Consider the following 12,098-nt stretch of genomic DNA (forward strand, 5'->3'; position numbering starts at 1 on the left):
TTCATTAAAGGAGGAGAGATAGTGGAAAGAATCTATCTCGACCATGCTGCTACAACTCCCATGCATCCACAGGTCATTGAAGAAATGGTTCGGGTGATGGAACAAAATTTTGGGAATGCTTCAAGCATTCATTTCTTCGGGAGAGAATCTAGGAAACTTTTGGACGATTCGAGAGTAACGCTTGCCAAAAGCATCGGAGCAAAACCAAATGAAATCATTATAACAAGTGGCGGAACAGAAGCAGATAACTACGCGATATTCGGCGTAGCAGATGCATATAAAGAAAAAGGCAAACACATCATTACTACTTCTATAGAGCACCACGCAGTACTTAATGCTTGTAAGCATCTTGAACGCAGAGGTTACGAAGTGACGTATTTGCCTGTAAATGAAAAAGGAAAAATCTCCTTACAGGACTTGAAAAATGCATTACGAGATGACACGATTCTTGTAACGATTATGTTTGGGAATAACGAGGTTGGTACTATTCAGGATATCGCTGAAATTGGAAAGATCGTTGCTGAGCACCAAGCGGTCTTTCACACCGATGCAGTTCAAGCATACGGTATTGTTTCGATCGATGTTAAGGAGTTAAACATTGACCTTTTATCTGTTTCAGCTCATAAAATTAATGGTCCTAAAGGAATCGGCTTTCTTTTTGCAAAGGAAGGAATTAAGCTTACACCGATTTTATTTGGTGGTGAGCAGGAACGAAAAAGACGTGCCGGTACTGAAAATATTCCTGGAGTAGCAGGGTTTGCAAAGGCTGTTTCCATTGCTCAGTCAACAATAGAAGCTCGAAAAGATTTATATGTTTCTTTTAAAAAGAAAATGATAGAAGTTTTTCAAGAAGAAAATATTGAATTCCGTATTAATGGAACGCTTGAAGAATCTCTGGCTCACGTTCTGAATGTAAGCTTCCCTGGAACAAACGTAGAAGCAATGCTTGTGAATTTAGACTTAGCTGGAATCGCTGCTTCAAGTGGTTCTGCTTGCACAGCAGGTTCCATTGATCCTTCCCATGTACTTGTTGCCATGTATGGAGCAGATAGTGACCGTGGGAAAAATTCGATCCGATTTAGCTTTGGACTAAATAATACATTAGAAGATGTTGAAAAAGCAGCTCGTGAGACTGCTAAAATTGTAAAACGATTAACAAACTAAAAGAAGGAAAGTGGGTGAAAACATGAAAAAAGCACCACAAGACACCCGTGTCGTCGTAGGTATGTCAGGAGGGGTCGACTCTTCTGTTGCTGCCTTACTTCTTAAACAGCAAGGCTATGATGTTGTAGGTATTTTTATGAAAAATTGGGATGATACAGATGAGAATGGCGTCTGTACAGCCACTGAGGATTATGAAGATGTCATCAAAGTGTGCAACCAAATTGGAATTCCCTATTATGCGGTAAACTTTGAAAAGCAATATTGGGACAAGGTGTTCACATACTTTTTAGATGAATATAAAGCAGGGAGAACACCAAACCCTGATGTTATGTGTAATAAGGAAATTAAATTTAAAGCTTTCTTGGAGCATGCAATGAGCCTTGGGGCCGACTATTTGGCGACAGGTCATTATGCACGAGTAGAATACCGTGATGGCGAATATAAAATGCTTCGCGGAGTTGATGAAAAAAAAGACCAAACGTATTTTTTAAATCAACTGACGCAAGATCAGCTTGAAAAGGTCATGTTCCCACTCGGAGGCATTGAAAAAGCAAAGGTTCGTGAAATTGCTAAGGAAGCAGGACTCGCGACTGCAACTAAAAAAGATTCAACGGGCATTTGCTTTATCGGTGAACGCAACTTTAAAGAGTTTTTAAGTAATTATTTGCCTGCACAACCAGGTGTTATGCAAACACTTGCTGGGGAAGTAAAAGGAAAGCACGATGGATTAATGTATTATACAATCGGACAACGCCAAGGTCTTGGTATTGGCGGAAGCGGAGAGCCTTGGTTTGTTGTCGGAAAAGATTTAGAGAAAAATATATTATATGTTGAACAAGGCTTCCATAATGAAAAGCTGTATTCTGATGCAATTCGTGCAGTAAATATTAGCTGGGTATCCAATAAACCGAAACCAAAAGAATTTTCTTGTACGGCCAAATTCAGATATCGCCAGGAGGATAACAAAGTCACTGTAAAAGTGCTTGAAAACGGTGAAGCAGAAGTCGTTTTTGATGAGCCAATCCGTGCGGTAACTCCTGGACAAGCTGTTGTATTTTATAACGGAGAAGAGTGTCTTGGAGGCGGAACAATCGATGAAATTTTCCGCAATGGTGAAAAATTGACATATGTTGGCTAATGGTGGGAAAGAGTGACTTTATAGGGCAAAATGCCCCAGTCACTCTTTTTTCTGTTATACTGTTTCACGGAATAGCAGGTTAAGGGTTAAAATCTGGAATTAAACGAGCTTGAATGATCGAATGGTAGCCTCTTGCCCTCATGCAGATTTATCATTATTTGTGTTATACTTCTATGTAGAAATTTTGGAGTGTGAAGTGATTATGGATAAAAACCAACAAGGTATTCAATATATGAAAGAAGGAAAATGGGAAGACGCTGTCAAAGTGTTTTCTGAAGCCATAGAGGAAAATCCGAATGATCCCGTTGCTTATATAAATTTTGGTAACGTTTTAACAGCTGTTGGAGAGAGAGAAAAGGCGATCAATTTTTTCAATAAGGCTATTTCTCTTGATGAAAAAGCAGGTACAGCATATTACTCACTTGGTAATCTCTTATATGAATCGGAAAAATATATCGAAGCAAAGGATATGTTTGAAAAAGCATTGCGGGCTGGACTTGAAAACAGCGATACGTTTTTCATGCTTGGTATGACGCTGCAAACGTTAGATCAGCCAAAGCTAGCCATGCCCTATCTACAAAGAAGCGTTGAGCTCAATCCTAATGATGTGGACGCAAGATTTCAGTATGCAATGAGTCTAGCCTATGCTGAGCTTTATGAAGAATTGATACAAGAATTAAACGAAGTAATCAAATTAGATCCTAATCATTCAGACGCTTATTATAATCTAGGCGTGGCGTACGCAGGATATAAAGAAGACCTGCAGACAGCTTTAGAATATTTTAATAAGGCCCTAGAAATACAGCCTGACCATATCTTAGCTGCTAACGGCAAGAAAACGGTTGAAGCAGCACTTCAAGAGTAAACCAATTCAGGTCATGTCAGAGAGGAGGGAGTACCTTGCAGCAACATTCTATGAACCTGTTTCAGGAAGAGCAACATAACATTTATATGAAAGGGCGGCATATCGTTACAATTTTCCACAATGAGCAAAACCTTTATTCCGTTGTTCGGATAAGGGTAGAGGAAACAAATGCGGTATATGACGAAAAAGAAGCCGTTGTTACAGGATACTTCCCTCCTATTTATGAGCATGAAACCTACATATTTTACGGGAAGCTGAAAGAACATCCGAGATTCGGGCTTCAGTTTCATGTTGAGCGTTTTCAAAAAGATCTTCCCCAAACGAAAGACGGGATTATCAACTATTTATCTAGCTCCCTTTTTAAAGGAATCGGTAAAAAAACGGCTGAAACCATTGTGGAGACAATCGGTGATAACGCTATTTCGAAAATTTTGGAAAACCCTTCGATCCTGGATTCTGTTCCGAAGCTAGCTCCTGAAAAAGCAAAGAGTTTATATGATACTCTCGTTGAGCATCAGGGATTAGAGCAAATCATGATTGGACTTAATCAATATGGATTCGGACCTCAGCTTTCTTTGAAAATTTATCAAGTATATAAGCAAGATACTCTTAGTATTATTCAATCCAACCCGTATAAGCTGGTAGAGGATATTGAGGGAATTGGGTTTGGAAGAGCTGATGAGTTAGGCTTTCAGTTAGGAATTAGCGGCAGTCATCCGGACAGAATTAAAGCAGCTTGTCTGTATACGCTCGAAACCTATTGCATGCAAGAAGGCCATGTATACATAGAAGCAAAAGAGCTTCTTGTTATGGTGAAAGCGTTACTTGAGGAAAATAAACGGGACACGATCGAATTCACAGAGATTTCTGCAGAGCTTGTAAAGCTTGAAGAAGAAGGGAAAGTCATCATAGAGGAAAGACGAATCTATTCACCTTCTCTTTATTTTTCTGAAAAAGGAATCGTTTCAAATTTAAAAAGAATTTTGTCACAAACCCAATATAAAGATCAATTCCCTGAGTCTGAATTTTTACTGGCGTTAGGAAAACTTGAAGAACGACTGAATGTAGAGTATGCTCCTGCACAGAAAGAAGCGATCCAAACGGCATTAATGTCGCCGGTGATGATTTTGACTGGTGGACCAGGGACAGGAAAAACAACGGTCATTAAAGGGATTGTTGAGCTTTATGCGGAGCTTCACGGTGTATCGCTTGATATCCATTCGTATAAAAATGACGATCCTTTTCCCTTCGTTTTAGCTGCACCTACTGGTCGGGCGGCAAAACGGATGAGCGAATCAACTGGATTGCCAGCTGTCACGATTCACCGTCTGTTAGGCTGGAACGGAAGTGAAGGCTTTAGCCGGAATGAAGACAATCCAATTGAAGGAAAAATTGTCATTATTGATGAAATGTCGATGGTCGATACCTACTTAGCTAATCAGCTGTTCAAAGCTTTGCCGGACGAAATACAGTTAATTATGGTGGGAGACGAAGACCAGCTGCCATCTGTAGGACCCGGCCAAGTATTGAAGGATTTATTAGTTTCACAGGTTATTCCAACTGTCAGATTGGAGCATATTTATCGTCAAGCTGAAAGCTCCTCTATTATTGAATTAGCGCATGAAATCAAAAAAGGTCGTCTCCCAGCTAATATTAAAGAACAGCAAAAAGACCGTTCCTTCTTTTCTTGCAGTACATCGCAAATAGCCGAAGTTGTTGAGAAGGTCGTGAAAAACGCGAAGAAAAAGGGGTACACAGCCAAGGATATACAGGTGCTCGCACCCATGTACCGTGGGCCAGCAGGCATTGATCATTTGAATAAGCTATTACAAGAGATTTTTAATCCGAACTCAGATGGCAAAAGAAGAGAGTTGACATACGGAGATGTTGTCTATCGTGTCGGTGATAAAGTTCTTCAGTTGGTCAATCAGCCTGAAAGTGGCGTATATAATGGTGACATAGGTGAAGTGATTTCCATTCTATACGCAAAAGAAAACACGGAAAAGCAAGATATGGTCATCGTTTCGTTTGACGGAATAGAGGTAACCTATACAAAGCAGGATCTTTCACAAATCACGCATGCCTATTGCTGCTCCATTCACAAATCTCAAGGAAGTGAATTTCCAATTGTCATTTTGCCGACTGTAAAAAGCTATTACCGTATGCTTCGTAGGAACTTAATTTATACCGCCATTACCCGCAGCAAAAAATTCTTAATTCTTTGTGGCGAAGAAGAGGCACTCCGTTTAGGAGTTGAGAGAAATAACGAACTCACAAGGAAAACAACACTTGTAGAAAAGCTGAAAGCAACCTTTAAAAATGAGGAACCCCTTAACATGGAAGAATCCGATGATCCTTCAGAACAATATTTTGCCATGTTATTTAACACGGACCCGATGATTGGCATGGAAAACGTTACACCTTATGATTTCATGGAGGAAAACGCATAATAAGAATGTTCGGAAAGGGTGGTGTACTTTGCGAACATTCTCATTATTAAAAGGACTGCCTGTCTTTTCTAAAGACGGCAAAAAAATGGGGGAGATATGTGATCTTTCCATTTCGGATGACGGAAAAGTGGTGGGTTTGCTCCTAACAAGACCTACAATCTTCAAGAGAACAGTTGTCATTCCTTTACAAAGTATTACATCTATAGGGGAAAACGGTGTCTATTTACAATCCGAGGAATGGGACAATGATATAAAATATACACTTCATCATAACGATTCTTTAGCAGGCAAAATGGTCCTGACTCATTCAGGTAAAACAATCGGAATGTTAGAGGATGTATATTTCAACGAAAATTTGGGCACGATTGTAGCATATGAAATTTCCAATGGTTTCTTCTCCGATATAATGGATGGAACGCAAAGAATTCCAATGTACAATCCTGCATCACTAGGAAAGGATGCCATTGTCATTTCTGAAGAAATTCAGTGAGGTGTCCGACTGTGATGAAGTGTCCGAATTGTTCTAGCAAGCATATTGGAAAGATAGGCGTTAACCAGTTTTACTGCTGGAATTGTTTTATTGAATTGTCTGTTTCAAACGGAATCATACACACCCATCAAGTGGAAGAGGATGGTAGTCTCAGCTCACTTGATGATCTGTTCACTGAGGAAGATCGCCGCTTCCCCATGTAAAATGGAGGATGGAACAATGAAAAGAATGTCCATATCTTCCCTGATGAGCTTTGGGGCTGGTGCAATGTCAGCTTCTTATATGTCATCAAAGAAATTTTCTAGAAAATCCTTAGAAAATTAAAATCACTATTTTAAAGTAAGAGGCTGATCCAAACAAAAAGAGTTCTTTTTGGGGTCAGCTTCTTTTTTGGAAAATAATTGAATGAAATGCATCTATTCCACAAACACTAACGGCACAAGGAGGCCGTCGTTTTGGATATTCGGATGAAATGGTTTTATCGACTCGGATTTTTGCTTTTGTTATTTGTTGTGGTATTTGTTTTCCTAAAGCTTAAACCATTATGGTTGCCTGTCCTCCAAGTCTCTATGACCATCCTTTTACCATTTTTGATTGCAGCCTTTATCAGTTATTTACTGCATCCGGTGGTAGAAAGTTTACATAACAAGGGTGTGAAACGATCACTTGCTATTATCATCATATACGTGATTTTTTTTGGAAGCATTGGTTTTGCAGTTTACAAGGGCATTCCGATTATGATTGAACAAGTGAAAGATTTATCCGAAAATGCACCGGTTTTTGCAGAGAAATATAGAGAGCTATGGGTGAAGCTTGATGAAAGAACCTCTTCCTGGCCGATAGGTGTTAAGAAAAAGTTGGATGACGGCATCGTGTTTTTCGAGCAAAGAATGGATCAACTATTTTCAAAGCTGATGAGTTCTCTTACTGGTGTGCTGGATTTTATCTTTCTCATTGCAATCATTCCGTTTATTGCCTTTTATATATTAAAGGATTTAAAAGACTTAAAACGGGGTGCTTGGTATATTACTCCAGCAAGCTGGAGAAAGCAGATCGGTTTATTCCTTCATGATGTCGAAAAGTCATTAGGTAGTTATATTCGAGGGCAGCTTCTGGTATGTACAGCAATAGCCATCCTATCCACGTTGCTGTTTTGGTTTATTCATTTGAAATATCCGCTGCTGCTCGGTATCATCATTGGCATTACCAACGTGATTCCTTATTTTGGTCCGATTATCGGTGCGATTCCAGCTGTCATCATTGCAGCAGCTACTTCAGGAAAAATGGTCCTGTTGGTAACGATCATTGTTTTTGGACTTCAATTTTTGGAAGGAAACATATTATCACCTCTAATCGTAGGAAAAAGTCTTCACATGCATCCGCTTTTCATTATATTTGCGTTGCTCGTTGGAGGAGAAATAGGCGGAGTGATCGGATTAATCATTGCAGTTCCTTTTTTAGCCATATTAAAGGTTGCCATTGTTCATGCAAAAGCACACTTTATAAAAAAGCATGCTTATAATAAAACTCCATAATCCTACAAACATTGACAAATGCATTTGTTCTGCCTATAATCCATTTTATAAGCAAAATATTTCAAATCGTTGAAGGATCGAGTATGTTATAGTCCATCTGAGTGCTTAAGCACGCAAGAGAGGGATTTCCGCAGGCTGAAAGAAATCCTAGATGAAGGATAACAGAAAGCTAATCCGGAGTGCAGCCAAAACCTGCCGTTGACCGCGTTAAGGTTATCTTGAGGTGATGGGCAGAATTATGCCCATAATCAGGGTGGTACCGCGAGTTTGTCTCTCGTCCCTGTTTGGGGATGGGAGATTTTTTTATGTTGATTTTACATAATCTTACATAAACTAGGAGGGAAAAATGATGAAGAAGCTAACAGGTGCTCAAATCCGCCAAATGTTTCTCGATTTCTTTAAAGAAAAAGGACATAGTGTTGAACCAAGTGCGTCACTCATTCCGCATGACGATCCATCGCTTTTATGGATTAACTCTGGTGTGGCTACATTAAAAAAATACTTTGATGGTCGTGTAATCCCGGATAATCCACGGATTACAAATGCGCAAAAATCTATTCGTACAAATGATATCGAAAACGTAGGGAAAACAGCACGCCATCACACATTTTTTGAAATGCTCGGTAACTTTTCCATCGGAGATTACTTTAAGGAAGAAGCTATTACATGGGCCTGGGAATTTTTAACCGATGAAAAATGGATTGGCTTTGAAAAAGACAAGCTTTCTGTAACCATTCACCCTGAAGATGAAGAAGCTTTTGAGATTTGGAATAAAAAAATCGGAATACCTGAAGATCGAATTATTCGTCTTGAAGGAAACTTCTGGGATATTGGGGAAGGTCCAAGTGGTCCTAATACAGAAATTTTCTATGATAGAGGTCCTGAATACGGGGATGACCCAAATGATCCAGAACTATATCCTGGTGGAGAAAACGAACGTTATTTGGAAGTTTGGAACCTAGTGTTCTCCCAATTCAACCATAATCCGGACGGTTCTTATACACCGCTTCCTAAGAAAAACATTGATACAGGGATGGGACTTGAGCGTATGGCTTCTGTCGTACAAAACGTTCCAACAAACTTTGACACAGATCTTTTTATGCCAATCATTCAAGCCACTGAACAAATATCAGGAGAAAAATATCGTGTAGACAAAGAAAAAGATGTGGCATTCAAGGTAATAGCTGACCACATTCGTACAGTGACCTTTGCAGTTGGTGACGGAGCACTTCCTTCAAACGAAGGTCGTGGATATGTTTTAAGAAGACTATTACGTCGCGCAGTTCGTTATGCAAAACAAATCAATATCCATCGTCCGTTTATGTATGAGCTCGTCCCAGTTGTAGGAGAAATCATGCATGACTTCTATCCTGAAGTAAAAGAAAAGCAAGAATTCATTGCAAAAGTTGTGAAAAACGAAGAAGAACGTTTCCACGAAACTTTAAACGAAGGTCTTCAAATTCTTTCAGAAGTCATCAAAAAGGAAAAAGCCAGTGGAAGCTCAATGATTAAAGGGGAAGATGTATTCCGCTTATATGACACATACGGCTTCCCAGTTGAATTAACGGAAGAGTACGCTGAAGAAGAAGGCATGACAGTCGATCATGACGGCTTTGAAAAGGAAATGGAAGCTCAACGTGAACGTGCACGAAAAGCCCGTCAGGATGTGGACTCTATGCAAATACAAGGTGGAGTGCTTGGTGATATAAAAGTATCCAGCACATTTGTCGGCTATGATCAATTAGAAGCTGAAGGTACAGTAGAAGCAATCGTGAAAAACAGTGAGCTCGTTGAGGAAGCACATGAAGGAGAAGAAGTTCATGTCATTCTTAGTCAAACTCCTTTTTATGCGGAAAGCGGAGGTCAGATCGCTGACCAAGGAACGATGGTTAATGAAGATGTGAAGCTTGTAGTAAAAGATGTCCAAAAAGCACCAAACGGTCAAAACCTGCACACTGTTCTGGTGGAAAAAGGAATTCTTAAAACAGGAGCAAGCGTCGTTTCAGTTGTGGATGCACAATCCCGTAGCCATATCGTAAAAAACCATACAGCGACGCATCTTTTACATCGTGCATTAAAGGATGTATTAGGCGAGCACGTGAATCAAGCTGGTTCACTCGTTCAAGGAGATCGTTTACGATTTGACTTTTCCCATTTTGGTCAAGTGAAGCCTGAAGAACTTGATAAAATTGAAGAAATCGTCAACGAAAAAATTTGGAAAAGCATTCCGGTTGTTATTGAAAACAAAAAGATTGATGAAGCCAAAGCGATGGGGGCTATGGCTCTTTTCGGTGAAAAATACGGAGAAATTGTTCGTGTTGTACAGGTTGGCAACTACAGCATTGAACTTTGTGGAGGATGTCATGTTTCAAATACTTCCGAGATCGGTCTCTTTAAGATTGTTTCTGAGAGCGGAATCGGAGCAGGTACACGCCGTATTGAAGCAGTAACGGGAGCTGCAGCATACAAGCTTTTAACAGACCAAATTGCCATATTGAAGGATGCGGCTGAAAAAATAAAAGCAAATCCAAAAGATCTTCCTGTGAGAATTGAAGGATTGCTTGGTGAAATGAAAGAGCTTCAAAGGGAAAACGAATCATTAAAAGCAAAGCTTGGTAACATTGAAGCAGGAAATCTCGTGAACGAAGTGAAAGAGATGAATGGCGTTAAACTGCTTGCCGCAAAAGTTCAAGCGACCGATATGAATAACCTGCGCAATATGGTAGATGATCTAAAGAAAAAGCTTGGTTCTGCTGTTATTGTCCTAGGTTCTGTTCAAGGGGAAAAAGTGAACTTAATTGCCGGTGTTACAGAGGATTTAATTGCAAAAGGCTATCATGCAGGAAAGCTGATCAAAGAAGTCGCTACACGCTGCGGTGGCGGAGGTGGCGGTCGTCCTGACATGGCTCAGGCAGGCGGCAAAAACCCTGCTCAATTAGATTCAGCGCTTAATTTTGCCGAAGAATGGGTAAAATCCATTTCATAATACGGTTTATTTAGTGTACAATGTAAACAGTAGGACAAGCATGGGAAGGCAAAAACGAACTCTTAAAGCGAGGTGCACATATGAGTTCCTTTGATAAAACGATGAAGTTCAACTTTCCTGAGGAGCCTTTTGAAAGAGATGTAAAAGAGGTTCTGTTTAAGGTTCACGAAGCTCTACAGGAAAAAGGGTATAACCCGATTAACCAAATTGTGGGGTACCTTTTATCAGGAGATCCAGCTTACATTCCTCGTCACCAAGATGCTAGAAATCTAATTCGTAAGCTTGAAAGGGACGAGATTATTGAAGAGCTGGTCAAATCTTACTTAAAGCATAATCGTGAGGACATGTAATGCGCACTATGGGTTTGGATGTCGGTTCTAAGACTGTCGGCGTTGCGATAAGCGATGCGATGGGGTGGACAGCTCAAGGGATCGAAACAATAAAAATCAACGAAGACGAAAAACAATTCGGTTTTGATCGAATTGAACAGCTTGTTAAGGAATATGAGGTTTCAAAAATTGTTGTTGGACTTCCAAAGAATATGAACGGCACAATCGGACCACGAGGAGAAGCAAGCAAGGCGTATGCGGAAGCTATTGAAAAGAGGCTCCATATTCCTGTAGTATTATGGGATGAGCGGCTATCGACCATGGCTGCCGAACGGGTGCTGCTAGAAGCTGATATGAGTAGAGCAAAACGGAAAAAAGTCATTGATAAAATGGCAGCAGTCATGATTTTGCAAGGCTATCTGGACAGTCAGCCCAAATAAAAACGAGGTGAAACAAATGGAACACGGTCAAAACCATATTACAATCATTGATGAAAAAGGAAACGAACAGCTTTGCGAAGTCCTTTTTACTTTCGACTCTGAGGAATTTGGAAAATCTTACGTTCTTTATTACCCTGTTGGAGAAGAAGATGAAAACGGTGAAATTGAAATCCATGCTTCTTCCTTCACACCAAGTGAAGATGATCAGGACGGAGAGCTTCAACCGATTGAGACAGAAGAAGAGTGGGACCTTATTGAAGAGATGCTAAATACCTTCTTGGAAGAAGAGGGAGAAGAAGAATAAACCAAATGAAAAAGGGTGACCTTTTAGCGGCTAAAGTGCAGGTATATCCTGTATACTAGCCACTGGAAGGCGCCCTTTTTTATGAACGATTACAAATTCGTATTACTCTGATATAAAAACAAAAACTCCGTGAAAAGTCACTTCATTGCGTTCCATAAGAAATTCCTCACTACTCCATTTTTCTCCATTTCATCTCTTCCCCTATGAGTAATATGTTAGGTGAAGAAGTTGATTCCTACATGAAAGTTAATTAATCTCCATTCATGTTAGAGGTTGACAAGCAAGTAAAGGTTTTGCGATAAATAAAAGAGAAAATAAATCGACAAAACTAGAACATATTTTGTTGGAAAATCAGTTTTTCTGGATTTTTTTAGGTATAATGATTCAAGATGGGGAG

Annotated in this window: 11 protein-coding genes; all 11 read left to right on the plus strand. The window is 39.8% G+C overall.

Going from position 1 to position 12,098, the window contains the following annotated elements; translation table 11 throughout:
• Positions 1 to 21: 21 nt before the first annotated feature.
• Positions 22 to 1,164: a cysteine desulfurase family protein gene (locus GD441_RS02040; protein WP_153123166.1), complete on the plus strand. Its 1,143-nt coding sequence runs from the start codon at positions 22 to 24 to the stop codon at positions 1,162 to 1,164.
• A gap of 22 nt (positions 1,165 to 1,186) precedes the next feature.
• Positions 1,187 to 2,302, plus strand: coding sequence for a tRNA 2-thiouridine(34) synthase MnmA (mnmA, locus tag GD441_RS02045; protein ID WP_153123167.1), 1,116 nt, complete (start codon positions 1,187 to 1,189; stop codon positions 2,300 to 2,302).
• A gap of 202 nt (positions 2,303 to 2,504) precedes the next feature.
• A complete protein-coding gene (locus GD441_RS02050; RefSeq protein ID WP_153123609.1) occupies positions 2,505 to 3,167 on the plus strand; it encodes a tetratricopeptide repeat protein in 663 nt (220 codons plus the stop codon).
• A gap of 50 nt (positions 3,168 to 3,217) precedes the next feature.
• Positions 3,218 to 5,617: an SF1B family DNA helicase RecD2 gene (recD2, locus tag GD441_RS02055; RefSeq protein WP_153123612.1), complete on the plus strand. Its 2,400-nt coding sequence runs from the start codon at positions 3,218 to 3,220 to the stop codon at positions 5,615 to 5,617.
• Between the two features lie 28 nt (positions 5,618 to 5,645).
• Positions 5,646 to 6,107, plus strand: a complete 462-nt coding sequence (locus GD441_RS02060; protein WP_191992068.1) for a PRC-barrel domain-containing protein — start codon at positions 5,646 to 5,648, stop codon at positions 6,105 to 6,107.
• Between the two features lie 14 nt (positions 6,108 to 6,121).
• Positions 6,122 to 6,310, plus strand: a complete 189-nt coding sequence (locus tag GD441_RS02065) for a hypothetical protein (protein WP_191992069.1) — start codon at positions 6,122 to 6,124, stop codon at positions 6,308 to 6,310.
• Positions 6,311 to 6,562: 252 nt separating this feature from the next.
• Positions 6,563 to 7,642, plus strand: a complete 1,080-nt coding sequence (locus GD441_RS02070) for an AI-2E family transporter (RefSeq protein ID WP_153123175.1) — start codon at positions 6,563 to 6,565, stop codon at positions 7,640 to 7,642.
• 349 nt (positions 7,643 to 7,991) lie between these two features.
• Positions 7,992 to 10,628, plus strand: coding sequence for an alanine--tRNA ligase (gene alaS, locus GD441_RS02075; protein WP_153123177.1), 2,637 nt, complete (start codon positions 7,992 to 7,994; stop codon positions 10,626 to 10,628).
• A gap of 80 nt (positions 10,629 to 10,708) precedes the next feature.
• Positions 10,709 to 10,978: an IreB family regulatory phosphoprotein gene (locus GD441_RS02080; RefSeq protein ID WP_153123179.1), complete on the plus strand. Its 270-nt coding sequence runs from the start codon at positions 10,709 to 10,711 to the stop codon at positions 10,976 to 10,978.
• Positions 10,978 to 11,397: a Holliday junction resolvase RuvX gene (ruvX, locus tag GD441_RS02085; RefSeq protein ID WP_191992070.1), complete on the plus strand. Its 420-nt coding sequence runs from the start codon at positions 10,978 to 10,980 to the stop codon at positions 11,395 to 11,397. Before GD441_RS02080 ends, ruvX begins: the two co-directional genes overlap by 1 nt.
• 16 nt (positions 11,398 to 11,413) lie before the next feature.
• Positions 11,414 to 11,701 carry a DUF1292 domain-containing protein gene (locus GD441_RS02090; protein ID WP_153123180.1) on the plus strand — a complete coding sequence of 96 codons (288 nt, stop codon included), beginning with the start codon at positions 11,414 to 11,416 and terminating at the stop codon, positions 11,699 to 11,701.
• Positions 11,702 to 12,098: the final 397 nt, after the last annotated feature.

The organism is Peribacillus tepidiphilus, from assembly GCF_009466385.1.
Taxonomy (GTDB): Bacteria; Bacillota; Bacilli; order Bacillales; family DSM-1321; genus Bacillus_BN; species Bacillus_BN tepidiphilus.